At 71.1% G+C, this 26088-nt stretch carries 18 protein-coding genes; 7 read left to right on the plus strand and 11 right to left on the minus strand.

Going from position 1 to position 26088, the window contains the following annotated elements:
- The first annotated feature begins 131 nt into the window (after positions 1–131).
- Positions 132–2393 (plus strand): catalase, encoded by a 2262-nt coding sequence (locus AB0A90_RS19960; RefSeq protein ID WP_357249753.1) that lies wholly within the window; start codon positions 132–134, stop codon positions 2391–2393.
- Between the two features lie 69 nt (positions 2394–2462).
- Here the strand turns inward: AB0A90_RS19960 and AB0A90_RS19965 are convergent, their stop codons facing one another.
- Together AB0A90_RS19965 and AB0A90_RS19970 are read right to left on the minus strand one after the other, a co-directional pair.
- Complete coding sequence (locus AB0A90_RS19965) at positions 2463–4481, minus strand: serine/threonine protein kinase (protein ID WP_357250297.1); 2019 nt, start codon at positions 4479–4481, stop codon at positions 2463–2465.
- Between the two features lie 149 nt (positions 4482–4630).
- Entirely contained in the window at positions 4631–5503 is an 873-nt protein-coding gene (locus tag AB0A90_RS19970) for an LLM class F420-dependent oxidoreductase (protein WP_357249756.1), read from the minus strand.
- Between the two features lie 126 nt (positions 5504–5629).
- Between AB0A90_RS19970 and AB0A90_RS19975 the strand changes: the two genes are divergently transcribed.
- Genes AB0A90_RS19975 through AB0A90_RS19985 form a run of 3 tightly spaced genes read left to right on the plus strand, consistent with a single transcriptional unit; the run spans position 5630 to position 8963 of the window.
- Positions 5630–6778: an acyltransferase gene (locus AB0A90_RS19975; RefSeq protein ID WP_357249759.1), complete on the plus strand. Its 1149-nt coding sequence runs from the start codon at positions 5630–5632 to the stop codon at positions 6776–6778.
- Positions 6775–7917: an alanine racemase gene (alr, locus tag AB0A90_RS19980; protein WP_357249762.1), complete on the plus strand. Its 1143-nt coding sequence runs from the start codon at positions 6775–6777 to the stop codon at positions 7915–7917. Before AB0A90_RS19975 ends, alr begins: the two co-directional genes overlap by 4 nt.
- On the plus strand, positions 7914–8963 hold the full coding sequence (locus tag AB0A90_RS19985) for a D-alanine--D-alanine ligase family protein (RefSeq protein ID WP_357249766.1): 1050 nt from the start codon (positions 7914–7916) through the stop codon (positions 8961–8963). The genes alr and AB0A90_RS19985 overlap by 4 nt, the downstream gene beginning before the upstream one ends.
- Here AB0A90_RS19985 and AB0A90_RS19990 read toward each other — a convergent pair.
- From AB0A90_RS19990 to AB0A90_RS20005, 4 genes are read right to left on the minus strand one after another with little or no spacing between them, the layout of a single operon-like run.
- On the minus strand, positions 8956–9450 hold the full coding sequence (locus tag AB0A90_RS19990) for a hypothetical protein (RefSeq protein WP_357249769.1): 495 nt from the start codon (positions 9448–9450) through the stop codon (positions 8956–8958). The genes AB0A90_RS19985 and AB0A90_RS19990 overlap by 8 nt on opposite strands.
- Positions 9447–10901 (minus strand): HAMP domain-containing sensor histidine kinase, encoded by a 1455-nt coding sequence (locus tag AB0A90_RS19995; protein ID WP_357249772.1) that lies wholly within the window; start codon positions 10899–10901, stop codon positions 9447–9449. Before AB0A90_RS19995 ends, AB0A90_RS19990 begins: the two co-directional genes overlap by 4 nt.
- Entirely contained in the window at positions 10898–11593 is a 696-nt protein-coding gene (locus AB0A90_RS20000) for a response regulator transcription factor (RefSeq protein WP_357249775.1), read from the minus strand. Before AB0A90_RS20000 ends, AB0A90_RS19995 begins: the two co-directional genes overlap by 4 nt.
- Positions 11594–11609: 16 nt before the next feature.
- A complete protein-coding gene (locus tag AB0A90_RS20005; RefSeq protein ID WP_357249778.1) occupies positions 11610–12581 on the minus strand; it encodes a phosphatase PAP2 family protein in 972 nt (323 codons plus the stop codon).
- A 251-nt stretch (positions 12582–12832) separates the two neighbouring features.
- Between AB0A90_RS20005 and AB0A90_RS20010 the strand changes: the two genes are divergently transcribed.
- Positions 12833–13336, plus strand: coding sequence for a winged helix-turn-helix domain-containing protein (locus AB0A90_RS20010; RefSeq protein WP_357249781.1), 504 nt, complete (start codon positions 12833–12835; stop codon positions 13334–13336).
- A 70-nt stretch (positions 13337–13406) separates the two neighbouring features.
- Here the strand turns inward: AB0A90_RS20010 and AB0A90_RS20015 are convergent, their stop codons facing one another.
- Positions 13407–17729: a S8 family serine peptidase gene (locus AB0A90_RS20015; RefSeq protein WP_357249784.1), complete on the minus strand. Its 4323-nt coding sequence runs from the start codon at positions 17727–17729 to the stop codon at positions 13407–13409.
- A gap of 367 nt (positions 17730–18096) precedes the next feature.
- On the opposite strand from AB0A90_RS20015, the gene AB0A90_RS20020 reads away from it, so the two are divergent.
- Both AB0A90_RS20020 and AB0A90_RS20025 read left to right on the plus strand, forming a co-directional pair.
- The gene (locus tag AB0A90_RS20020) at positions 18097–18624 is read left to right on the plus strand and encodes a winged helix-turn-helix domain-containing protein (RefSeq protein ID WP_357249787.1); all 528 of its coding nucleotides are present in this window, start codon (positions 18097–18099) and stop codon (positions 18622–18624) included.
- A gap of 129 nt (positions 18625–18753) precedes the next feature.
- On the plus strand, positions 18754–19257 hold the full coding sequence (locus tag AB0A90_RS20025) for a VOC family protein (protein ID WP_357249790.1): 504 nt from the start codon (positions 18754–18756) through the stop codon (positions 19255–19257).
- A 118-nt stretch (positions 19258–19375) separates the two neighbouring features.
- On the opposite strand, the gene AB0A90_RS20030 is transcribed toward AB0A90_RS20025, so the two are convergent.
- From AB0A90_RS20030 to fdh, 4 genes are read right to left on the minus strand one after another with little or no spacing between them, the layout of a single operon-like run.
- Positions 19376–20632, minus strand: coding sequence for an OFA family MFS transporter (locus tag AB0A90_RS20030; protein WP_357249793.1), 1257 nt, complete (start codon positions 20630–20632; stop codon positions 19376–19378).
- Positions 20633–20682: 50 nt separating this feature from the next.
- Positions 20683–21759, minus strand: a complete 1077-nt coding sequence (gene nrfD, locus AB0A90_RS20035; RefSeq protein WP_357249796.1) for an NrfD/PsrC family molybdoenzyme membrane anchor subunit — start codon at positions 21757–21759, stop codon at positions 20683–20685.
- A complete protein-coding gene (locus AB0A90_RS20040; RefSeq protein WP_357249799.1) occupies positions 21756–22805 on the minus strand; it encodes a 4Fe-4S dicluster domain-containing protein in 1050 nt (349 codons plus the stop codon). The genes nrfD and AB0A90_RS20040 overlap by 4 nt, the downstream gene beginning before the upstream one ends.
- A gap of 3 nt (positions 22806–22808) precedes the next feature.
- The gene (gene fdh / locus AB0A90_RS20045) at positions 22809–26084 is read right to left on the minus strand and encodes a formate dehydrogenase (RefSeq protein ID WP_357249802.1); all 3276 of its coding nucleotides are present in this window, start codon (positions 26082–26084) and stop codon (positions 22809–22811) included.
- Positions 26085–26088 lie beyond the last annotated feature (4 nt).

Consider the following 26088-nt stretch of genomic DNA (forward strand, 5'->3'; position numbering starts at 1 on the left):
CCGCCGGTCCGCGCATCGGCGAAATCACCAGTTCCGACGCAGGTTGCCGGGATCGGTCGTGTTTCGACCCTCTGACCAGGGGTAGCAGGGCTCTCGCCTGCCCACACACGCTCCATGGAGAGGTTCGTCAAGTGGAAACGAGCAAGCCCGCCGAGGCGGTCAAGAACGCCGTGAAGACGGCCTCCGGAAAGATCGCCGACGCCCTGACCCCGGATGTCCCCGGCGCACCGGGTAGCGCGCCACCAAGCGTCGAGGAGCCGACGACGCCGCACGACCCGCTGCCGCCGAAGGCGGAACAGGGGGCACCGCAGACGCGTACGCCGACCGGCGCGGAGACCGGCGCACCCACGACCGCGAACGGTCAGCAGGGCGCCTACCTCACGACCGCGAACGGGGCGCGGCTGCGTGACACGGACCACTCGCTCAAGGCCGGCCCGCGCGGCCCGGTGCTCCTGCAGGACCACCACCTACGCGAGAAGATCACGCACTTCGATCACGAGCGCATCCCGGAGCGCGTGGTGCACGCCCGGGGCGCCGGTGCGCACGGCGTGTTCACCGCGTACGGCACCGCCGAGGCGGTCACCAGGGCCGGCTTCCTCAAGAAGGGACGCGAGACCGACGTCTTCGTGCGGTTCTCCACCGTGCTCGGCTCGCGCGGTTCGGCCGACACGGTCCGCGACACCCGCGGCTTCGCGACCAAGTTCTACACCGACGAGGGCACCTTCGACCTGGTCGGCAACAACATCCCGGTGTTCTTCATCCAGGACGCGATCAAGTTCCCGGACATCATCCACGCCGGCAAGCCGCACCCGGACCGGGAGATCCCGCAGGCGCAGAGCGCCCACGACACCTTCTGGGACTTCGTCTCGCTGCACACCGAGGCGCAGCACCACACCATCTGGAACATGTCCGACCGGGGCATCCCGCGGTCGTACCGGACGATGGAGGGCTTCGGTGTGCACACCTTCCGCCTCGTCAACGAGGCCGGGGAGACGGTGCTGGCCAAGTTCCACTGGAAGCCCAAGCTCGGTGTGCACTCCCTGACCTGGGAGGAGGCACAGCTGATCGGGGGCATCGACCCGGACTTCCACCGGCGCGACCTCTACGACGCGATCGAGGCCGGCGCGTACCCCGAGTGGGAGCTGGGCATCCAGGTCTTCCCGGACACCCCGGAGGAGACCTTCGCCGGCATCGACCTGCTGGACCCGACGAAGATCGTGCCGGAGGAGCTGGCCGAGGTGCAGCCCATCGGGCGGCTGGTGCTCAACCGGACGCCGACGAACTTCTTCGCCGAGACCGAGCAGGTCGCCTTCCACCTGGGCCACCTGCCGCCCGGCATCGACGTGACGAACGACCCGCTGTTGCAGGGCCGGCTCTTCTCGTACGTCGACACGCAGCTCACCCGGCTGGGCGGTCCCAACTTCACGCAGATCCCGATCAACCGCCCGCACGCCGCCGTGAACGACATGCTGCGCGACGGCTTCCACCAGCACGCCGTGCACGCGGGCGTCGCCCCGTACCGGCCGAACTCGCTCGACGGCGGCAACCCGTTCCCCGCAGGCGACGCCGAGCACGCGTTCGTCGACGTGCCGGTCACGGTGGCGCAGGCGCCGAAGGTACGCGCCAACCCGGCCTCGTTCGACGACCACTACAGCCAGGTACGCCTCTTCTGGTCGAGCATGTCGCCGGTCGAGAAGGAGCACATCATCCGGGCGTACACCTTCGAGCTGGGCAAGTGCTACCACCAGGCGATCAAGGAGCGTCAGCTCCAGTGCCTCGCCAACGTCGACCCGGTGCTCTGCGAGCAGGTCGCCACGGGGCTGGGCCTGCCCGCCCCGCAGCCGACCGTGCCGCTGCCCGACGTCACGCCCAGCCCGGCGCTGTCGCAGGTCGGCCGGGAGTGGCCGAGTGACGGCCGGATGGTCGGCATCGTCGTCGACCCCGACGGCGACCTGGACGACGTCGACGAGGTCCGGCGGGCCGTTTTCGCGGCCGGCATGGTGCCGCTGCTGATCGCCCCGCACGGTGGCACGGTGGGCGGCATGGCGGTGCAGCGCACCTTCGCCACCGGCCGGTCCGTCGAATTCGACGCGGTCCTGCTGGCCGGAGCGCCGGTGCCCGCGCCGGATGCCGTCCCGGCCCGCGATGCCAAGGCGGGCAGGCCGGGACCGGCCGCCGTCGATCCGCGCGTGCTGCTGCTCGTCGAGGAGAGCTGGCGGCACGCCAAGGCCGTCGGCGCCTGGGGTGCCGGCGTCACCGTGCTGGAGCAGGCCGGGGTGGCCGGCACGCCCGGCGTCGTGACGGCGGACTCCGGTGCCGAGGCGCTAGCGGCCGTGCAGCAGTTGATGGCCGCGCACCGGGTGTGGGAGAGGTTCCCCGCCACGGTCGCCTGACCCGCACACCGAGGGGCTGCCCTCCCCCGCACGGGGAGGACAGCCCCTCGGGCTGTCCCGGGGCAGCCGTCAACTCCGGGTCCAGCGCAGGTCGTTCGTCCCGGCGCCGCAGCCGCGCTGTTCGACGAGCGCGCCGTCCGCGGTGCTCTGGTCGACCGCGCCCAGGCACAGTTGGCTGTGCGCGTTGACCAGGTGGCGGTCCGCGTCGAGGGTGAACCGCTGCGCCGGTGTCGTGTTGCAGGTGGTGAGCTGGATTGCCGCACCGGCGTCGCTGGAGGCGCCGAGCACGTCCAGGCACCGGCCACCGAGCCGCACGCTGCCGTCCGGTCCCGTCGTCCAGAGCTGGTTGGCGGCGCGGTCGTCGCGGCAGTCCCAGAGTCGGAGCCGGACCGGGTCGGGCGACTGCGGCGTCGCGATGTCCAGGCACCGCTTGCTCGCGGTCCCGACGAGCCGGTAGCCCGACCGGGCCGGTGACGTGCTCGGCGTCGGTGATCCGCTGCTCGGAGGTGTGCCGGTCGGTGTGCTGCCGACCCCCGCCGACGCGGGCCGGAACCCCGAGGTGACCTTCCGGAACGCGTCGACACCCCAGGCGGTCTCGGGCGTGAACCAGGCGAGGCTGTAGCCCTTGCGGTCCGCCGTCCGGAAGGTCCGCTGACGGGCGTGCATCGCCGTGCCACCGTCGCCGGTGTAGAGCCACTCCAGGTCGGCGGCCCTGAGCTGGTAGTTGACGGCGAGCAGTTCGACCTGGCGATAGTCGCGATACCGCTCGCTGACCGCCGAGCCGTCCAGCTCGGCCAGCGGGTCGGTGCGCGGCGTGTCGGTCTGGCTGACCACGAGCATCCGTTCGCCGTCCGGCTCGTGGAACTCGACCCGCTGGCCCCGCCGGACGATCTGCCAGTCGCGCGGCGCCGGCACCACGAAGCCACTGCCGTCCCGGTAGGCCGACCAGGCGATCGGCCCGGGAGCGGCGACGCTCGGTGGGCCGCCGGGCGTCGGCGTCGTACCCGGCGCGGCGGCCCCCACCAGCTCGGCACCGTCGCCATTCGGACGCGGCGTGGATCGGATGGCCAGCGGAATGCCGATCACCAGGCCGAGCGCCAGCGCGACCGCGACACCACCGAGCAGCCAGGTCCGCCGACGGCGGCCCGTCGCGGGGCCGTCACCGTCCAACCGGGAGCCAGGCCCGGTCGGGGGTACGTCGTCGGTGCCGGACCCGGCCGCCACCGCCAGGGCGGGGGTCCCCGGTGGACGCGTTCCCGCCGTGGGCAGCGCGGTGCCGTCGAGGGCCGCGCGCAGCAGCCGCTCGGCGGTGTCGGCGTCCATCCGCTCGGCCGGGTCCTTGCGCAGCAGGCCGGCCAACACCGGGGCGAGCGGTCCCGCGTTCCGCGCGGTCGGTGGTGGTTCGGTGACCAGCGCGGTGAGGCTCATCAGACTGGACGGCCGGGCGTACGGCGACTGACCCTCGACCGCCGCGTACAGGGTCGCGCCGAGTGACCACAGGTCGCCCTCGGGGCCGACGGTGCCGCGCATGGCGCGCTCCGGGGAGACGTACGCGGGCGAGCCGAGCACCACACCGCTGAGCGTCAGGTTCACGTCTTCGACGGCGGTGGCCAGGCCGAAGTCGGTGAGCACGATCCGGCCGTCCGCGCCGACGAGGATGTTCGCGGGTTTGACGTCGCGGTGCATGATGCCGGCGCGGTGGGCGGCGCGGAGCGCGCCGAGCACGGCCAGCCCGATGGCGGCCGCCCGCACCGGTGGGATCGGGCCGTCGGTGGTGATGGCGTCGTGCAGTGACCGGGACGGCACGTACTCCATCACGATCTGCGGATCACCGTCGGCGCCCACCAACACGTCGAAGACCCGGACGACGTTGACGTGGTCGAGCTGCGCGATCGCCCGAGCCTCCCGAAGCGACCGGATCCGCAATTCCTGGCGCGCCTCATTGGTCAGACCGGGCGGTGGAACGATTTCCTTGATAGCCACGTCCCGCTGCAACATTCGGTCGTGGGCTTTCCACACTCGGCCCATTCCGCCCTGGCCGAGGAGTTCCACGACGTCATACCGATCGGTAACAAGAAGCGGCAACATCTGCGACACGCGGAGAGGCTACCTGGGACGCCGCGCGAGCAATTTTCGGGCAGTCGGAACGGCCGCTAACGTGATCCGTCTCATTACCGCCGCGAAATTGGTCCTCTGTACACGGTGGCTCCGTTTTCCGCGACCGCGTCGCGGCGAAGTCAGCCGATGTCCGCCAGTCGGGGCAGCACCTCGTCGCCGAGCCGCTCGGCGAACTCGACCGGGTGCCGGTCCGGGGTCACCTGCACCTCGCTCACACCGAGCGCGGCGTAGTCGGACACCTCGGCGAGGAACGCGTCGGTGTCGTCCAGCGGCGACCGGGAGGCGACCACCGTCTTCTCGATGGTGTCGTAGTCGCGGCCCTCGGCGGCGCAGTGCCCGCGCAGCACGTCCAGCTTGCGCGCCACGTCGTCGGCGCCCGCACGGCCGAACAGGTTGCAGGCGTCGGCATAGCGCGCCACCAGCAGCAGCGTCTTCTTCTCGCCCCCGCCACCGATCATGATGGGCGGGTGCGGTCGGCGCAGCGGCTGCGGCGAGTTGATGGTCTCGGCGAGCTGGTAGTGGCGTCCGTCGAACGGGCCGTCGTCGGCACTCCACATCTGCAGGCAGATGCGCAGCGTCTCCTCCAGCCGCTCGAACCGCTCGGCCACCGGTACCACCGGCACGCCCAGCCCGAGCTGCTCCCGCTCGTACCAGGAGGCGCCGATGCCGAGGCGGGCCCGGCCGCCGGAGAGCACGTCGAGGGTCGTCACGGTCTTGGCCAGCAACCCCGGGTACCGGTACATCACACCGGTTACCAGCACGCCCAACGTCATCCGCTGGGTCTTCGCCGCGACGTAGCCCAGCGTCGTGTACGCCTCCAGCATCGGCTCGTCGGCGGCGAACACCGCGTCCATCTGGAAGAAGTGGTCCATCACCGTGAACGACGCGACGCCGGCCTGCTCGGCGGTGGTGGCCGCCTGCGCCAGGGTGGGCGCGATCGCGGTCGGATCGGCCGGGGTCGAGTAGTTCCAGTAGTGCAGCCCGAGCTTCATGTTCGGCACCTCCGCACCGAGCCTAGGGGACGTCTCGCGACCTGTCTCGTGGGCTGGTCGCGTCCATTACCGGTTCATGACAATTCGTGGACCACGCGCGGATATCCGGCTGGCAGCTTCTGCTGAGTGATCCAACAGTTGTCTCCCACCGAGTCCCAGCCCGTCGAAACGCAACCGGAGGCGACGCGCGTCCGGTTTCGCCACCGGTACTGGACCGGGACCGTCTCCAGCGGGCGGCAGACACACCGGGCGCAGTGGGCCGACGCGGCGAAGGGCGTCTGCATCATCCTCGTCGTCCTGTGGCACGTCGTGGTGAAGGACTACCTGCAGATCGACTGGCACGTCGGCGTACCGGTGCCGGGCCTGTGGGGAACGCTCGGTGAGCAGTTCCTGCCGCTACGGATGCCGCTGTTCTTCACCATCTCGGGCGTCTTCGCGGCGAACGCCGCGCAGCGGCCGTGGCGGGTCGTCGCCCGCAGCCGGATCGGCGGGTTCCTCTACCTGTACGTCGTGTGGCTGCTGATCCACACCGCGGTCCTCGCCACCGCCCCACAGTTGCCGACCGACCGCGCCACCTCCGTCCTCGGCCTGCTGGAGCAGCTCACCATCACGCCGTCCAACCTCTGGTACCTGTACGCGCTGGCGCTGTACTTCACCCTCGCCAAGGCGACCCGCCGGGTGCCCCGGGCGCTGGTCCTCGTACCCGCCGCGGCGTTGTCCGCGATCGCCGCCGCCGGCCTGCTCGACACCCCGGGCAACCGGGCCGGCCTCTATCAGAACCTGGTCTTCTTCCTCGCCGGCCTGTCCCTGCGACCGCAGGTCGAGCGGTGGGCGGACACCGCCAGCGGACGCCGCCTCGTGCTGACCTCGGGCGCCTACGCGCTCGCGCTCGCCGCGATGGCGGCGGCCGGCGCCCAGCAGTGGTTCGGCGTATGGACGGCGGTGTCCGTGCTGGCAGTGATCTTCGGCATAACCGCCGCTGCCCGGCTGGCCCGGTGGTCGGCGCTCAGCACTCCGCTGGCTAGGCTCGGCCGCATCACACTGCCGATCTACGTCATTCACATGCCGGTCCTGGCCCTGCTGCACCGGCTGTTACTCGTACCGGTTTCCGGCCTGGACCGGTCCGCCCAGGGCCTGATCGTGCTCGGTTATCCGATTCTGCTGAGCGGGCTGGTGATCGTCCTGAGCCTGGCCGTCCACCGCGGGCTGTTGGCGGTGCACGCGCGTTGGCTGTTCGCGCTCCCCGGCCCCCACCGGGCGGAGGCGGCCGGATGAGCGCCCTGGCCGAGGCGGTGGTCGACCTCGGGGCGATCGCCGACAACGTGCGCGCCATCACGTCGCTCACCGGCACCGACCTGATGGCGGTGGTGAAGGCGGACGGGTTCGGCCACGGCGCGGTGCAGGTGGCCCGTGCCGCGCTGCGCGCCGGCGCCCGTTGGCTGGGGGTGACCTCGACGGCCGAGGCGCTGGCCCTGCGTACGGCGGGTGTGACCGCCCCCACGCTGAGCTGGCTGCACCGGCCGAACGACGACTTCGAGGCGTTGATCACGGCGGGCGTCGACATCGGGGTGTCCACCACGACGCACCTGCATGCCGTCGTCGACGCGGTCCACCTGCTCGGCGTACCGGCGATGGTGCAGCTCAAGGCGGACACGGGTCTGTCCCGCAACGGGGCCGCCGGGGACGACTGGCCGGAGTTGGTGGGTTGGGCCCGCAAGTACGAGCGGGAGGGCGCGGTCCGGGTGCGCGGGGTGTGGTCCCACCTCGTCGACGCGGACCTGCCGGGCGCTCCCGAGCTGAATCGGCAGGTGGCGACCTTCGAGGAGGCGTTGCGGGTGACCCGCGCCGCCGGCCTCGACCCGGACCTGGTTCACCTGGCCAACTCGGCTGCCGCGCTGTCCGCACCGCGGACCCGCTACGACCTCTGCCGGATCGGGATCGCGCTGTACGGCGTGGACCCGTTCGGGGCGAGCGGTCCGGGCGAGTTCGGGCTGACCGCGGCGATGACGTTGCGCACGAGTGTGGTCAACGTCAAGCGGGTGCCGGCCGGCACGAGCGTCTCCTACGGTCCCGACCACGTCACCGCCGCGCCGACCACGCTGGCGCTGCTGCCGCTCGGCTACGCCGACGGGTTGCCCCGCGCCACCGGCGGTCGCGCCGAGGTGTGGCTCGGCGGCCGACGCTGCCCCATCGTCGGGCGCGTCGCCATGGACCAGTGCGTGGTCGACGCCGGGGACCTTCCGGTGACGATCGGCGACCCGGTCGTGGTCTTCGGCCCCACCGAGGGTGACCAGGCCCCACCGACGGTCGTCGAGTGGGCCCGCTGGGCCGACACCAACCCGCACGAGATCTTGACCGGGATCGGGCCGCGGGTGGCCCGCGACCATCTCCACGAAAGGGCACGGAATTCATGACGACCCGACTGGCAGTGCTGTACGGCGGGCAGAGCGGCGAGCACGAGGTGTCCTGCCGCTCGGCGCAGAGCATCCTCGCCAACCTGGACCGGGAGCGGTACGAGGTCACCGAGGTACTCATCGACCGTGCCGGCGGGTGGCACGTCGGCGGTCGCCCGACGACACTCCCCCAGGCGCTGCGCGTGCTGCGTACACAGGATGTGGTGTTCCCGGCCCTGCACGGCCCGTACGGCGAGGACGGCACGGTGGCGTCGCTGCTGGAGTGGCTCGGCGTGCCGTATGTCGGAAACGGTGTCTTCGCCAGCGCCGCCGGCATGGACAAGGGTGTCACCAAGCGGCTCCTCGCGGCGGAGGGCCTGCGGGTCAGCCCGGGGGTGACCCTGCGTCCCGGCGAGGAGTTGTCGCCCACCGACCGGCAACGGCTGGACCTGCCGGTCTTCGTCAAGCCGGCCCGGGCCGGTTCCAGCCTGGGCGTGGTCAAGGTGGACGAGTGGGCGGGTGTGCCCGCCGCGCTGGAGCAGGCCCGTGCGGTCGACCCGAAGGTGCTTGTCGAGCAGGGGGCGCGCGGGCGGGAGATCGACGTGGCGGTCCTCCAGCACCCGGACGGGCGGGTGCAGGCCGGCCCGCCGCTGGAGATCCGGGTGACCGGTCCCGGCTTCTTCGACTACGACGCGAAGTACGACGGCGGGGCGGCGTTCCAGATCCCCGCCCCGCTCGACGCGGAGACCACCGAGGTGCTCCAGGACCGGGCGATCCGCGCCTTCCGCGCCCTGGACTGCCGTGGCCTGCTCCGGGTCGACTTCTTCCTGCCCGCCGAGGGGTCACCCGAGCCCATCGTGAACGAGGTCAACACGTTCCCGGGTTTCACCGCCGCGTCGCAGTTCCCGCAGATCTGGGCGCAGGCCGGTCTCGGCTTCGCCGCGCTGATCGACATCCTGATCGCCGGCGCGCTCGTCGATGAGGACCGGGGTCGCCACACCGGGCTGCCCCGGCAGGCGCGACCCGTCGACCTGGCGCGCAGCGGCGGTCGGCACGCGGTCACCTGAGCGGGCACGGCCGGGGTGGCCGGGCGCCGTCGGACCCGACGATGGTGACCGGCGTGGAATTCTCCGCCAGGCCGGACTGGGCCGCGGCGTCGGCCACCGTGCAGATGATCTGGTCGGCCGCCCTCGACGACAGCGACCGCGCCGCGCCGGCCGTCCGCACCGTGAGGTCGTCGGGCCGGTTGCTTCCGGACGTCAGCGTGACCGGGTCGAGCCCGGCGGGCACCTCGCTGGTGAAGCCCTGCTTGCGTTCGTTTTCGTCCGGGCCGGCAGCGAGCAGGGTGAGCGCGTTGGCGGGCGAGGCGTCCGCCGACGCCGGGCGGAGGGCCAGCACGAGTTCACCCTGCGCGAGCAGGTAGAGCCCGACGCCCCGGGAGGGTCCGCTGACCGCGGGCCGGCCGGTGATGACCCCACTGGGCCGGACCCCGCAGCCGCCGGTGGCGAGCAGCGTGAGCACGACGCCACCGGCGAGCAGCGCGCGCCTGGTCACCGGGCACCTCCGGCGTTCGCCGGGTCGCGGGGCAGGCGGAGGGTGAACACCGCTCCGCCGCCGGGGGCGTTGCCCGCGACGAGGCTCCCCCGCCGGTCGCCGTGGTGGTGCAGACGCGCGTTCTCCCAGGAGATGGCGAGGCCGAGGCCGCTGCCCTCGGAGCGGGTCCGCGCGGTGTCGGCCTTGTAGAAGCGGTCGAACACGTGCGGCAGGACCGTCGGGTCCAGCCCCGGCCCCTGGTCGGCGACCTCGATGGTGACCCAGTCCGCGTCCGCGCGCAGGCGTACGGACACCGGCTCGGTGCCGTGCCGGAAGGCGTTGCCCACCAGGTTGGCGACGATGACGTCGAGCCGGCGGGGATCCAGCCGGGCCACGACTCCGGGCGGCAGGTCGGCGCGTACCCGGTCGAGCCAACCCCGGATCCGCAGGGTCGCGGTCACCGCCGCGGCCACGTCCACGTCGTCCAGGGCGAGCCGTGCGGTGCCGGAGTCGAACCTGCTGACCTCGATGAGGTCGTTGACCAGCTGGGTGAGGTTCTGCGTCTCCCGGCTGACCAGCCGGGCGGCCCGGCCCGCGTCACCGGGCAGGTGCTCCGCCTCCTCGTCGAGCACGTCGGTGACCGCCGTCATCGCCGCCAGTGGCGTACGCAGTTCGTGCGAGACGTCGGCCACGAAGCGGCGGGCGTCGGACTCCATCCTCCGCAGCTCTCCGACCTGCCGTTCCAGCGTCCCGGCGGTGTCGTTGAAGGTTCGCGCCACATCGGCCAGCTCGTCGGCGCCCCGGACGGTCAGCCGGGTGCTCAGGTCGCCCTCGCCGAGGCGGCGTGCCGCCCGGCCCAGGTCGCGGACGGGTCGCAGCACACCGCGGGCGGCGAGCAGGGCCAGCAGGACGGCGAGGAGCAGGGACAGCCCGCCGGTCTGCCACGCCCGGGTGGCGAGCCGGTCGATGCTCTGCTGCTCGGGCACGAGGTTGCGCACCGAGTAGACCTCCAGCCCGGACGGCCGGGACGTGCCGTCGGACACCTCGAGGGCCAGCTGGGTGCCGATGAGCAGCCAGGGCTGTCCGTCGCGCGAGATCCGCTGCCAGGCGATCCGTCCGTCGTCGACCTCCCGGCGCAGCTCGGGGGTGAGCGGGTCGGCGATCTCCGCGCCGCCCGGTGACCGCATGTCCCGGTAGACGACCACCGCGAAGCTCTGCCGGTCGGAGAGCCGCTGGGCCAGCAGGTCGAGGTCAGCCTGGGTCGGCGGGAGCTGGGCGATCGGGTAGACCGTGGTGAGTTGGTCGGTCAGCGACAGCACGGCGGCGTCCTGCGCCTGTTGCAGGATGACGGTGCGGGCCTGGACGTAGCTGCCACTGGCCACGGCCGCCGTTGTGGTCACGCCCAGCAGCGCGAAGGTCAGCAGCAGCCGGACCCGCAGGCCCAGGACCCGGGCACTGGCCCAGCGGGTCACAGCGGCCCGAAACGGTAGCCGAAGCCGCGCACGGTCTGGATGAAGACCGGCGCCGACGAGTCGACCTCGATCTTGGCACGCAGCCGCTGGACGCACGCGTCCACGAGTCGCGAGTCCCCGAGATACCCGTGCTCCCACACGGCCTCCAGCAGTTGCTGGCGGCTGAGCACCTGGCCCGGGGTGTGCGAGAGTTCGAGCAGCAGGCGCAGCTCGGTCGGCGCCAGGCCGACCGGCGTCCCGTCCTTGCTGACCACGAGCGCGGCCCGGTCGATGGTCAGCGGGCCGTACTGTTCCACCGCGGCGCGCTCGCCGGCGGGACGCCGCGACTCGCCACCGGTGCGGCGGAGCACCGCGCGGATGCGCGCCTCGAGCACCCGGGCCTGCACGGGCTTGACCACGTAGTCGTCCGCGCCGGCCTCCAGGCCCGCCACCACGTCCATGTCGTCGTTGCGGGCGGTGAGCATGATGATCGGCAGGTCGCCGAGCTGCCGAATCCGGCGGCACACCTCGAACCCGTCCATCCCGGGCAGCATCAGGTCGAGGACCACCACGTCGGACGAGGTCGTGCGCAGCCGGTCCAACCCCTGCTCACCGGTCCCGACGGCGTGCACGGTGTGGCCCTGTCGGGTGAGCGCCAGTTGCAGCCCGTCCCGCACCGTCTGGTGGTCTTCGATCAGCAGCACCTGGGACATGTCGTCAAGTATCCCATCATGAGATCTTTTGGGATCCGGTCGATGACCGCGACCGCGCGGGAGGCGGGCCCGCGAAGTCGGAGGTCCGCACCAGGAACACCACCGAACCCACCAGGACCATCGTCACCGCGCCGACCCCCACGATGGCGACGAGCGCCCCGCGCGGCACCGACGCGGCCAGCCCGGGCACGACCACCACCAGCGCCCACACCAGCACGACCAGGCCGGCCGCCGCCGCGGCCAGGCCGCGCCACCGGCCGCCGCCCTCCGGTCGGCCGTCCGCGCCCTGGTCACCGCGCCAGGCCACCAGCGCCGCCGCGGCCAGGCAGAACAACGCCACCCCCAGCAGTACGCCGCCGAGCGCGTCACTGAACCGGTGCCAGCCCGCGATCATCGTGGCCGAGGCGATGACCGCCACACCGGCCGCGCCCGGCACCACCAACCACCGCCGGGCCCAACCGGGCAGGACCAGCATGAACGCCAGCAGCAGCGCCGTCGCCGCCGCGACGTGGCCGCTGGGAAAACTGTTGTGGGTGGTCGAACTCTCGATCTGGAGATCCGGGCGGGGCAGCGCCGACTTCACCACGCCGGCCACCACCACCGCGCACAGGACCAGGCCCACGCCGACCACGCCCGCCGCCAGCCGGCGGCGGAGCGCACCCACCACCAGCACCGCGCCGAGCAGGGCGGCGAGGAGTGTCGGGCTGCCGAACGCGGCCAGGACGCTCTTGGCCGGACCCACCAGGACGGTCTGCTGCTCGTACCCGCCGCCCCGCTCGGCGCGCGGCAGGAGCGCGCCGTCCCACCACTGACCGGGGTACGTGCGCACGAAGACGGCCGCCGTGAGGGTCAGGGCGAGCAGGCCGCACAGCGACGCCGCGAGCAGCCGGAGACCCGGCGGCACCGCCGCGCGGGCGTGTGGCAGCGGCCGCGCCGGCTGCGGGCCGGGCGTCGACCGCCCGACGGGGTACGACGATCCGATGGACATGGCGACCATGCTCGCGCCGACAGGTCCGTGCGCCGTACGCGGAATGTCTTGGTTCTGTCACAACTGCTGTCGGACCGCCCGCGGCCCCGCTGGCGCCCCCGCGACGTGGTCAAATTCATCTGCTTACATGCAACGATGTTTAACCCGCCCGAGATCAGCCGCCACTAGGGTCAGGGCGCCGATCGATGTGTGCGTCGACGGTGCGAAAAATCCATCCGGAGTGAGTTGGGGAACCGGAAGGGGTTGGGGGAATGCAGGAAACTCCAGTTGCCAGCCTGGTCATCGGCATCGCGTCGTCGCCGGCCGAACGCCGACAGCTGGCCCGGCTGCTCGGCGGAAGCGACGCCTTCCTGATCGTCTCGACAGTCGACCAGGCGCGGGAGTTCCTCGGGGTGATCGAGACGCCTCCCCTTCCGACTCCCCCGGTCACGGACGTGCTCGCCGAGGGGGCGCCGAGCCCACCGCCGCCGTCGGAGCTGACCGTCGACTCCGACCGGCGGGTGCTGCGGTGGCGCGACCAGGAGATCGACCTGACCCGTCTGGAGCACGACGTCCTGCTCTGCCTGGTGCACGCGCCCGGGCAGATCTGGACCTACGAGCGCCTGCACCTTGAGGTCTGGGGCAACCGGCACCTCGGGCGCGGCTCCGACATGCACTCGGTGGTCCGCCGGGTACGCGGCAAGCTCGCCCGGCTGAACGCCGCGGCGACGATCCACTCGGTACGCGGGGTCGGTTTCCGGCTCGTCCCGGTCTGATCTGCCGGACCCGGTCCGGCCCGCCTGGTCGGCGACCAGGCGGGCCGGACTTGTCGCTACCGCTGGGGTGTCAGCACCGGATCGGCGCCAACCCGAAGTCCTCCACCGTGGGAGTGCTGACGTTGATCTTCGTCTGACGGGTCTGCGGCTTCCAACCGTCCTTGGCGACGATCATCGTGATCGGGTTGTTGCGGCGGTCCACCCAGTAGGCGTACTTGCCCTCGGCGTCGGTCGCGAAGGTCCACGACGACGCCCACGAGTCGACCTGCACGACCGCGCCGGTGAGCGGCGAGGTCGCACCCTGGCAGGTGGTGCCGGTGACCGTGCCCATGAGCTTGCCCCACGTCTTCGGAGGGTTCACGGTCATGGTCACCGCGACCGGCGCGACCGAGTACGGCGTGTTCTCCGCGATCGCGACCGCACCGGAGTAGGTGCCCGGCTGGTCCACGTTCGCCGTCATCGTGACGGTGACCGTGACCTTCGCACCCGGCGCGAGGGTGGCCGCCGTCTTGTCGATCGCCAGCCAGCTGACATCGGCCGCCGACTCGGCGCAGCCCTCGAAGCCGGGCAGCACCTCGCTGTCCGGGGCCGCGTTGAAGCTGCCGGACGAGCCGCCGATCTTGTAGAAGCCACACGCCGCCCCGCCGCGGTAACGCGGGGTGTTGGCGTTCGGCAGGTTCGACCACGAACCGGCGCCCGGGTCGAAGGCGAAGCCCGCGTTGCTGATGGCACCACCCTGCGAACCACCGACGACGAGGAGCTTGCCGTTGGCGACGGCGTACGAGCTGGCCCAGTTGTCGCTCGGCGCGTCGGCGATCGTGGTCCAGGTGTTGGCACCCGGGTCGTAGGCGTAGCTGGACTTCTGCGCCGCGGCCCCGTCGTTGCCGCCGGTGCAGTAGATCATGCCGTCGATGCCGCCGCAGGAGGCGAAGGCCACCGACTTCGGGTAGTTGGCAAGCGTCGTCCAGGTGTCACTGCCCGGGTCGTACCGGACCACACTGTTCGACATCGGCGTGCAGGCGGCGGTGGTGCAGCCGCCGATGGCGTACAGCTTGCCGTCGACGACAGCCTGACCGGCCGCCGATCGCGGCGCCGGGTTGTCGGCCAGCTCAGTCCAGGTGTTGGCCCCCGGGTCGTACGACCAGGTGGCCGAGTCCGGCCCCGAGTCACCCCAGCCGCCGCTGACGATGATCTTCCCCTCCACGACGCCCGCGGTCAGGGCGGTGCGGGCACCGGGAAGGTCGGCGATCGCCGTCCAGGTCTGCGCGACCGGGTCGTAGGCGTAGTTCTTCGTGGTGGAGGCGCTCCCGTCGCCACCGCCGAGCGAGTAGACCTTGCCGCCCAGGTTGACCACCCGGTTGTCCATGATGGTGGACGGGTAGTCGGCGATGTCGGTCCACGGCGCCGCCTGCGCGCCGACCCCGGCGGTGGTCGCCTTGGCCTGCTTGCCGGACGCCTTCGCGGCGAAGGACGTCGGGGCGGTGATCCGCTGCTCCGGCGCACCGGAGCCACCGAGCACCTGCTGGCGGGTGACCGTGGACCCGTCCGCCCGGAGGAGTTCGAATCCGTTGTCCCGCTCGGCGAACTTGACCTCGACCGGCGCGCCACCGGTGTTGGTCACCGTGAACGTCTTGCTGGCCTTGCCGCTGGGCATCTGGAGCGTGGCGCTCAACTGCGTCGGCGTCACCGACAGCCGACCGGCCGCGAGCTGGAAGTTCGCGACGGTCGCCCAGTCGGCCTCCACGTCGACCTGCTTGGTCTGGCTGACATAGTTACCGGCGCTCGCGGTGAACGGGTGCGTGCCGGTGAGCGTCGAGTAGATCCAGTAGAAGCCGTCGGCCAACTCCGGGTCGTCCGGGGTCGCCACGGTGACCGCCTTCTCGGCCGGCCTGTCCTTGCTGGTGACGGTCGCGCCGTTGACGTAGCTGTTGTCGTTCTTGTCGCGGACGTTGCCGACGACCAGCCCGCCGTCGACCGGCACGCAGGTGATCTGGCTGCCGATCAGGACGTTGTCGACCTCCCACCACCACTCGTAGCTCGCGTCGTAGTAGTGGAACCGCACCTGCACCTGCGCCTGACCGGCCGCCTGCGGGATCGCGATCTCGGTCACCTTCGGGCCCCGGACGTCGGTCTCCTGGCGGAGCACGTTTGTCCAGGTGGCACCACCGTCGATGCTCAGATCCACGTCGGCGGTGTCGTCGTTGAGCTGGTTGAAGTCCTGGTTGAACCGGATGACCGGGGCCGTGACGGCGGTCAGGTCGACCACCGGGCTGACCAGGGAGGTGTCCTGGCTGGTGCCCGCACCGTAGTTGTCACTGTCGATCATCGCGAAGTTGCCGCTGCCGCCGGTCAGGTTGCCCCGGTCGCCGTCGTCGGTGAACGTCCAGACCTGACCGCTGCCCGCGTTGTCCACGACCGTCCAGCCGGGCGGCGCGGTCGTGCCGTCGAAGGACTCGTACTCACCGTCGGAGCCGAACGTGTAGCCGGGCGCGGTGGTGCAGGTGGTGGTGTCCACCGGCACCGCGACGTTGGCGGTGGTGTTGCCCGAGCCGACCACGACCTGCTTGGTGACGGTCTGGTAGCCCGGGTACTGCGACTCGTACGTCAGGGTGTAGGTCTGCCCGGCCGGCAGCTTGAGGCTGTATCGGCCGTTCGACGGCGTGGTGTAGTCGTAGACACCGGCCACGCCGGTCACGGTCACCTTCGCGTACAGCGGCCAGCCGTGGCCGGAGCCGTCGGTGACCGCCCCGGTGACGTTCACACTCGGCACCGGCGTCAGCGCGACATTGAGCGTGGTGGTCGTGGCCTTGGTGACCGTCGCCGACTTCGTGGTGCTGGCGTAACCGAAGGCCGCCACGGCGACCTGGTAGTCGCCGGTGGGGAGTTGGGTCGAGTACGTGCCGTTGGCGCCGGTGGTCACCTCACGCGCGGTCGGGCCGGTGAGCGTCAGGGTCGCGCCGGCGATCGGGGCGCCGGTGGCCGTGTCGGTGACCGTGCCGGCCAGGGTGCCGATGTCGCCGGTCGGCGCGGCGGTGAGCAACGCGAGGGCGTCCAGCCGGCCTTCGCCGTAGACGTTGTTGTCGGCCGCGGTGCCGCCGCACTGGGCGTCGGCCTTGTCGATCGCGGTGCCGTTGAGCAGCGCACGGGTCGCGTCGACGTCACCGATGAGCGACGGGGCCGCCGAGTACAGCAGCGCGATCGCGCCCGCGAGGTGCGGCGCTGCCATCGAGGTGCCGCTGGCGCTGCCGTAGGCGTTGCCCGGGATGCTCGACCGGACGTTCACACCGGGGGCGGAGATGTTGGGCTTGATCTCGCCGTTCTGCCCGGCACCACGGGCGGAGAAGCCGGCGATGTTGTTGTTGGCGTCGTACGCGCCGGTGGAGTAGTTGCTGGCGAGGCTGCCGGGTGAGCCGCTGGTCTGGCAGGCCGGCCCGCTGTTGCCGTTGGACCAGACGCCGAAGATCCCGGACGCGGCCCAGGCGTCCGTCACGTCCTCCATGAAGGGCTCGTTGGACGGGTCAATCGTGCCCCACGAGTTGTTGATGACGTTCGGTCGCTTGCTCGCGTCCGCGTTCTGGCCGTTGAGGTCGAGCGGTTCGAGCATCCACTGACCCGACTCGATCAGGGCGGCGTCGGTGGGGCAGCAACCGTTGGCCGCGATCCACTTGACCCCGGGGGCGACACCGATCTGGTTCGCGCCGTCGGAGCCGGCCATGGTGCCCATCGTGTGCGTACCGTGGCCGTCGTCGTCGCAAGGGCCGGTCGCGCAGGCGTCGGCGGCGTCGAACCAGTTGTAGTTGTGGTCGAACGTCCCGTCGCCGTTGTTGCCGCGGTAGGAGTTCACCAGCGCCGGGTGGTCGAACTGGACCCCGCTGTCGATGCTCGCGACGGTGATGCCCTCGCCCTTGACCCCGAACTGGGACCAGACGTCGTCGGCGTTGATGTTGGCGATGCCCCATTCCAGGGCGTTCACGGTCTTCTCGTCGGTGCCCTTGATCGTCTCGGGCAGCTTGTAGGCGACCGGGGCGTAGAGGCCCTCGACCTCGGCGTGGCCGGCGAACTTCTGCGCCATCGCGAGGGAGCCGCTGTTCACCTTGATCGCGTTGGTGGCCCAGAAGGTCTGGTACTTCGCGCCCGCGCTTTCGAGGTCGGCCCGGATCTTGCCCTGGCTCGCCGCGGCGGTCTTGCGCAGAGCGTCCGCGACCGCCGTGCCGCGCTTCGACCAGTCCTTGATGGCGCTGGCCTTGCTCAGGTCCGCCCGGTCCTTGAACCGGATCCAGAAGTCCCCTTCACTCTTGGCCTGGAGCTGCTTCGCGAGCTCCGGTCGGATCTTGTCTCCCGCCCCCATCGCGCCGCCCGGCGCGGCCTGCGCGCCGGATCCGATGGTGACCAAGCAGGTTGCGGCGAGGATCGTCGCCGCCCCGGCGCTGACCAGTGATCTGGCCGCGCGCCCCCATTGTGGACGTCTGAACATTGGTGCTGCCTCCCTCAGAACGACCCAGGGTGTCAATGGGCCATGGTGAGGGTGCGGGAGGATCGTCTCGGCGGGCCGAGCGATCGAACCCCCCATGCCTCCCCATGCACCGCGCGGGTCACGCCGGTTGCCCGACTGGACACTATGATCGAGATGAACGGGCGATCAAGAACTTGCCGTGAGCAACTTGTCGCTAAGAGTTGCCCTGCTGGCGACGCGCTTGCCAATCATTGTCAGGACCATGACGATAGCTGGGCAGGGATGCCCATCGATCCCGGGCGGTGCTGTGGCCGAGGACGACGACGAGGCGACGTGGAATCGGGGTGATCCGGCCGACGAGCCGTTCCCGCTGCTGATCGCGGTGACCTCGTCCCCGGCCGAACGGATCCGGCTCGCGGAACGCCTCGACGGCATCGCGCCACTGCTGCTGGTGGCCGACCTCGACGAGCTACGCCGACTGATCGCCGTGCCGCAGCAGCCGGCCAGCACGACGCCCGCCGCGAACTCCGCGCTGGTGATCGACTCCGCCCGGTCCGTCGCCCGCTACCGGGACCGCGAGGTCGACCTCACCCGGCTGGAGCACGACCTGCTGATCTGCCTGACCACCGAGCCGGTCCGGGTCTGGAGCTACGCCGACCTGCACCGGTCGGTCTGGCGGGACGAGGGTCGGGAGCGCAGGGCGGACGTGCAGTCCCTGGTGAAGCGGCTGCGGCGCAAGCTGCACGAGCTCGACACCGGAGCCAGCATCGAAGCGGTACGAGGCGTCGGGCTGCGGCTGACCGATCGTCGGCATCCGCGCATCGAAAGAGCGTGACGCCTGCCTGATGTGGGCAGGCGGCGTGTATGCGGCCGGACACGTCCTCGCATGATCCAGCGCGAAGGGGGTACGACACCAAGATCAGCAACGACAAGGCGACGAAGAACGCTGGTAAGGAGAGTCAGCATGGCATTCCCGAACCCCCCGACGGTGTCCATCGGCCTCACCTCGGCCGCGCACGTCGGGATCGCGGTGAGTGACCTTGACCGCTCGGTCGCGTTCTACCAGGCCCTGCTCGGCGCGGAGCCGGTCGTACGGGACGAGAACATGCACGGAGCCGGGTTCGCGCAGGCGCAGGGGCTGCCGACCACGAAGCTGCGGTACGCCACGTTCAACCTCGACAACCTCGGCATCGACCTGATCCAGTTCCAGGAGCCGGTCGGCGACGCCGCCCAGGTCGCCGCCAACCGGCCCGGCTCGATGCACCTGTGCTTCCAGGTCGACGACGTGCGGGCGGTCTTCGACCGGATGAGCGCGGCCGGGATCGAGTTCCTCGGGCAGCCGTACACCTTCGCCGACGGCGAGGTGAACCCGCCGGCCGCCGTCGGCACCGAGGTCGCGTACTTCAATGACCCCGACGGCACCAACCTAGAAATCATCGCCCCCAAGGGCGGGTTCTCCCGCGAGTGAGCCGCGCCCCCGCCCCGGTCGATCATGGACTTGTGGTGCCTGATGTGATGCACGACGAGTGGTCTGTCCCCCACCACAACTCCATGATCGACGGGGCAGGGGCGCGGTGGGCGGGCTGTTAGGGGTTGGGCTCGGACGGCATCCGGGTGATCGGCGGCAGGATCAGCGCGATGAGGGCGACGATCGCGATGACCGTGAACGGCAGCGTGTAGCTCTTGCCGCTCGCCTCGTAGAGCAGCGACGTGACAAGTGGTCCGACCACGCCGCCGATGCTCCAGGCCACGATCATCGCGCCGTAGATGGCACCGCCGTTGGGCGTGCCGAAGTAGTCGGCCGCGGTGGCGGGCATCGTGCCGAATCCGCCGCCGTACGCCAGGTAGACCAGGGCGGCCAGGACCGCGAAGAGCGCCAGCGACGCGGCGTGCGGCAGGATGAAGAAGCAGATCGCCTGGAGCAGCAGCATCCCCAGGAACGCCGGCATCCGCCCGGTGCGGTCGGACAACCACGCCCAGGCCACCCGCCCGGCCCCGTTGAACAGACCGAGCACACCGACCAGGGTGGCGGCCGCCGCCGCACTGGCCCCGGTGATCACCTGGGCGGCATCGGACGCCTGGGAGATCAGCGCGATGCCACAGGTGACGTTGAGCGCCAGGATGCCGGTGAGCAGGTACCACTGCCGGGTGCGCAGAGCTTCGCGCAGGGTGTAGACCCGGGTGCCGGCGATGGCCCGACCGGCGGTCTTCGGCGTGAACCCGGGCACCTGGTAACCCGCCGGCGGGTTACGGAAGAACGACGCCCCGAGCAGGATCGCGATCAGGTACGCGACGCCCAGTGGGAAGAACACGTGGGTGGGATCGTCGGTGCCGTTGAGCAGCCCCTTCGCCACCGGCGCGACGATCACGGCGCCGAAGCCGAACCCGGCGACCGCGATGCCGGTGATCAGGCCGCGCCGGTCCGGGAACCACTTGGCGAGCATCGCGATCGGGGTGATGTACGCGGCCCCCAGGCCGATTCCCCCCAGCACGCCGTAGGTGAGCACCAGCAACCACAGGTCGTCCTCCGACGAGGTGAGCGAGGCCAGCATGTTGCCGACCGCGTAGAGCACCCCACCGCCGAGCGCGACCGGTCGCGGGCCACGCCGGTCCTGGATGCGACCGCCGATCAGGCTGCCGATGAAGATCGTGCCGATCGCCACCTCGAACGGCAGCACGGCCTCCCACTTGGCCCAGCCGAATTCGTCCTGCAACGGCTTGTTGAACACGCTCCACGCGTACACCGCGCCGAGCGCGAGCTGGACGAGCACCGCGGCGACGACGAGACCCCATCGGCCCCGCGTCGGCGTGGATCTTCCTTGGTCGGTTGCGGAGTGTGCCATGAGCTGAGTCCCCCGTCTGCTGGCTCATTGGCTGGCGCCTGCTGGTCGAGCTATGTCCCCTTCTCGGCCGGCGACCGGCCCTCCCTGCGGTCGCGCCGCTCCCGTTGCGGCACGACCGTGTACTTCGGGTCGCGCGCCGACGCCATGCCCGCCTCGAAGACGCCGAACCGGGTGGCCACCGACGATGCGACAAGCGCGGCGCCGGAGAGCGCGGACAGGATCCGGCTCCGCCGGCTGAACAACGCGGCGACGGTGCCCACACCGAGAAGCACCCGGCCCGCCCGGACCAGTTGGCCGCTGCGACCGTGCGTGTAGGGCTCGCCGGTCAGGCCCATCCGCTCCAGCCGGCGACCGCCGATCAACTCGGTGCTCGCGGCGGCGAGGACGAGTCGCCGCAGCGGGGTGGTCTCCGCGGCGGGCGCCGCGATCAGTCCGACCCCGGACGCGGCGGCGAGCGCGCTGCCGGCGAACACGAACGGCAACGACGGGTACGCGTCGTGCCAGGACGGTACGGCGGTGTCGGCGAGCAGCACCCCGGTGTAGGTGGCCAGCGCCGGGGCGGTGGCCGCGGCGGCCAGGCCGGCGGCGTTGCCGACCGGGGGTGCCAGCCGGCGGGCGAGGCCGAGCACACCGTGTTGCGGCAGCCGCGGCGCCAATTCGGCGATCGCGGCGACACCGGCCAGTGGCCCGAAGACGGTGAGGATCCAGGTGCCGACCGACATCGGCGAGGTCAGCTTGGCGACCCGGAGCATGTGGTGGAACCGGGCGGGCCGCCCGAGGTCGTGCACCAGCAGGTACGCGCTGGCGGTGACGCCGCCGAGCGCGGTCCACCTCCCCACCTGACGCAGGCCGGGCCGGCCGGTCAGTTGGGCGCCCGCGCCGATCAACGCGCCCCCGGCGGCGAGGCCCCCGGTGAACAGGTAACCGGCGATGTCGTGCTTCCACACCGGCGGTTTGAGGACCGGCCGGCCGTAGTAGGAGGTGAAGTCGGCCACCGGCACGGTCAGTTGCTCGCCGTCGTGACCGCGACCCCGGCCGCGCTGGCGCTGCCCGACGGCCTGGTCGACGCGGTCCTGGAACTCGCGGAACCGGGCGCCGGCCGGCTCGTTCGCTGGCCGGTCGGTCATGACCGACCTCCGAGGAACGCGAACACGGTGGCAGCCGCCATGGTGAGGGCGGCGAGCCCGGCGCGTTTCCACATGGCCGGCAGGTCACGGGTGGTCACGACCGGGTCCGGCGGCAACCCGTACACCTCGGGCTCGTCCAACAACAGGAAGAACGCCCCGTCACCACCCACACCGTCATGCGGGTCGTGCCCGTACAGGCGAGCCTCCGGCACCCCCCGCCCCCGCAGCGTCGCCACCCGCGTGGCCGCCCGCTCCCGCAACTCCTCCAGGGGCCCGTACTGGATCGACTCCGTCGGACACGCCTGCGCACACGCCGGCGTCATCCCCGCACCCAACCGGTCATAACACAGTGTGCACTTCCACGCCCGACCGTCATCCTTACGCTGATCGATCACCCCATACGGACACGCCGAAATGCAGTACCCACACCCGTTGCAGATGTCCTCCTGCACCACCACCGTCCCGAACTCCGTCCGGAACAACGAACCCGTCGGACACACATCCAGACAAGCCGCATGCGTGCAGTGCTTACAGACATCCGACATCATCAACCACCGGAAATCGGTACGCTCCTCGACGCCCGTCCCCCGGCCCGGCGGCTGCGCCCCCGGCATCCCCAGGAACTCCGGTTGCGGCCCGGCCGACATGCGCGCCGCCGCCGCGGGCGACCCGGTGGGCAACCCCGGGTTGGTCCCGGTGTCGACGCTTGTCAGCGCGCCGAGCGCCGCCGTCGCCGGGCTGATCGCCGGCCCGTCCGGGTTCTGCTCGAACGCGGGGGTCGCCAGGCCGGCCCGGCGGGGCTGCTCGACGAACGCGACGTGTCGCCACGAGTTCGCGGTCAGCGCGCCGGTGTTGTCGTACGACATGCCGAGCAGGTCCAGGCCACTCTCCGGAACACCGTTCCACTCCTTGCAGGCCACCTCGCAGGCCTTGCAACCGATGCAGACGCTGGTGTCGGTGAAGAACCCCATCCGCGGCGGCGCGTTCTCGTAACCGGCGTCCGGGGCCGGATCCAGCGGGCCGTACAGGGCGTTGGCGTGGGGCATGGGTCAGACCTCCTGGTCCGGGCCGCCGTCGGCGGAGTCGGTCGTGACCTGCGGTGGGTAGTGCGGGTTGAGGTCCCCGGAGCGCCGCCGGTAGTCGACGACGAGTTCCTGGAGCTGGAGTCCCCGGGGGCGTCGCCCCGGCTGGATGTCGCAGGTGCCGACCTTGCTCTCCTGGATCAGGACGTTCGGATCCAGACTGATCCCGAACAGGTCGTTGGCGGAGTCGCCGGTCACCAGACCCTCGAAACCGAAGTGGTACGGCAACCACACCTGGTGGATGATCCGACCGTCCACCCGCAGCGGGGTGAGCCGGTCGGTCACCAACACCTTCGCCTCGATGGCGGCGCGGGCGGTCACCAGGTGCGCCCACCCCAGGTGGGTGAGCCCGCGCTCGACCGCCAGCTCCGGTGACACCTCGACGAACATCTCCGGTTGCAGCTCGGCAAGCGTCCGGACGGTCCGACTCATCCCACCGGCGGTGTGGTGCTCGGTGAGCCGGCTGACCGTGAACACGTACGGGAACACCTGGCTGTGTGGTTCCGGTGGGCTCGGGTTGAGCGTGTTGATCGGGTGCGTGTAGACCTTGCGGGTCGGGTTGGCCTGCTGCCGGTAGAGCGGGTTACGCACCGGCGACTCCACCGGCTCGTAGTGGGTGGGCATGGGTCCGTCGAGCACCCCGGTGGGCGCGTACAGCCAGCCCTTGCCGTCACCCTGGAGGATGAACGGGTCGTCGCCGGCGATGCCCGCCACACCCGAGGCGTCCTTGGCCGGTCGGTACGACGGCGGTTTGGTCTTCTCGAAGTCCGGCACGTCGTAACCGGTCCACTCGCCCTTCTCCGCGTCCCACCACACGTAACGTTTGCGCTCACTCCACGGGTTGCCGTCCGGGTCGGCGGACGCACGGTTGTAGAGGATGCGCCGGTTCGCCGGCCACGCCCACCCCCACTCCGGGGCCACCAGGGACTGTTCCGCGCCGGGTTTGCGGCGGGCGGCCTGGTTGACGCCGTCGGCGTACACCCCGGTGTAGATCCAGCAACCGCCCGCGGTGGAGCCGTCGTCCTTCATCTCGGTGAAGGACGACAGGGGCCGGCCGGTCGCCACGTCGTACCCGTTGATCTCGTAGAGCACCGACTCGGCGCTCGGCTCCGCGTGCGGACCGTGCGTGGGGTAGTTCCAGTTGAGGTCGAGCAGGGCACGGTCGCGCAGCTTCGTCGACGTCGCCAGCCGTTCCCGGACGATCCGCCCGAGGTGGTAGAAGAACCACAGCTCGGAGCGGGCGTCGCCCGGCGGCTCGACGGCCTTCTCCCGCCACTGCAACAGCCGCTGCGTCTGGGTGAACGTGCCCTCCTTCTCCACGTGCGAGGCGGCGGGCAGGAAGAACACCTCGGTCCGGCACTCCCCCGTCATGATCTCGCCGGTCTCGATCTCCGGAGCGTTCTTCCAGAACGTGGCGCTCTCGATCTCGAACAGGTCCCGGACCACCAACCAGTCCAGGTTAGCCATGCCGAGGCGCTGCGCGCGACCGTGCGCCGAGCCGACCGCCGGGTTCTGACCCAGCAGGAAGTACCCCTTGATCTTCCCGTCGATCATGTCGAGCACCTGCTGGTACGTGCCGTGGTCGCCGGTCATCCGCGGCAGGTAGCCGTAGCAGTAGTCGTTGTCGGCGGTGGCCGCGTCACCCCAGTACGCCTTGAGCAGGTTGACGCCGTAGGTGCGGGCGTTGCCCCAGAAGCCCTTCTGCCCGGGGTGCGCGATGCTGTCCACCCACTTGGCCAGGGTCGGGTGGTTGGCGTGGTGCGGCATCGGCAGGTATCCGGGCAGCAGGTTGAACAGCGTCGGAATGTCCGTCGAGCCCTGAATGCTGGCGTGCCCCCGCAGCGCCATCACCCCGCCACCCGGACGGCCCACGTTGCCGAGCAGCAGCTGGATGATCGCGCCGGTGCGGATGTACTGCACACCCACGCTGTGCTGCGTCCACCCGACGGAGTAGACGAGCATGCCGGTGCGGTCGCGGCCGGAGTTCTCCGTCCACGCCTGGGCCAGTTCGAGGAACTTGTCCTGCGGGATGCCGCAGACCCGTTCCACCATCTCCGGGGTGTAGCGGGAGTAGTGCCGCTTGAGGATCTGGTAGACGCAGCGCGGGTCCTGCAACGTCTCGTCGCGTTCGGTCTGCCCACCGACCGGTGCGCCGTGCGACTCGTTCTCCAGCCCGGCCGCGGTCTCCCGCTGCGTCTCGCTGTCGCGGGTCGTCTGGGTCTGACGGTGTCCCTCGTACCGCCAACTGGCCTGGTCGTAGGTGGCGTTGTCGTCGTTGAAGCCGGAGAAGAGCCCGTGCATGTCCTCGGTGTCGGCGAACTCGTCGGTCACGATCGTCGCCGCGTTGGTGTAGGCGACGACGTACTCCCGGAAGTCCAGCTCGTTGTCGAGAATGTAGCGGATCACCCCGCCGAGCAGGGCGATGTCGGTGCCGGCCCGGATCGGCAGGTACGAGTCAGCCAGCGCGCTGGTACGGGTGAACCGTGGGTCGACGTGGAACACCTTCGCGCCCCGACGCTTGGCCTCCATCACCCACTGGAAGCCCACCGGGTGCGCCTCGGCCATGTTCGAACCCTGGATGACGATCACGTCGGAGTTCGACAGGTCCTGCTGGAACTGGGTGGCGCCGCCGCGACCGAAGCTGGTCCCCAGACCGGGGACGGTGGCGGAGTGTCAAATACGGGCCTGGTTCTCGATCTGGAGAGCCCCCATCGCGGTGAACAACTTCTTGATGAGGTAGTTCTCCTCGTTGTCCAGCGTCGCCCCACCCAGGCTGGAGAACCCCAGCGTCCGGTTCAGCGGCCGACCCTCGACGTCGACGTCCTCCCAGGTCTCGTCCCGGGCGGCCAGGACCCGATCGGCGATCATGTTCATCGCCGTGTCAAGGTCGAGGTCCTCCCACTCGGTGCCGTACGGCCGGCGGTAGCGGACCGTCGTCTGCCGCAGCGGGCTGGTCACCAGGCTCCTGCTGGCCGAGCCCTTCGGGCAGAGCCGACCCCGCGAGATCGGGCTGTCCGGATCGCCCTCGATCTGGCTGACCTGGCCGTCCTTGACGTACACCCGCTGGCCGCAGCCGACGGCGCAGTACGGGCAGACGGACCGGGCCATCGAGTCGGCGGTGTCGGTGCGGGCGGTGAGCGCCCGGGATCCGTCGGACTCGGCCGCCGTACCCCGGCCGAGCGGGTCGGTGCCGGTGAGCTGGCGGTAGACCGGCCAGCCCTCGATCCAGGTCCGCACCCCCATCGCC

The organism is Micromonospora sp. NPDC049204, from assembly GCF_040647935.1.
Lineage (GTDB): Bacteria > Actinomycetota > Actinomycetes > Mycobacteriales > Micromonosporaceae > Micromonospora.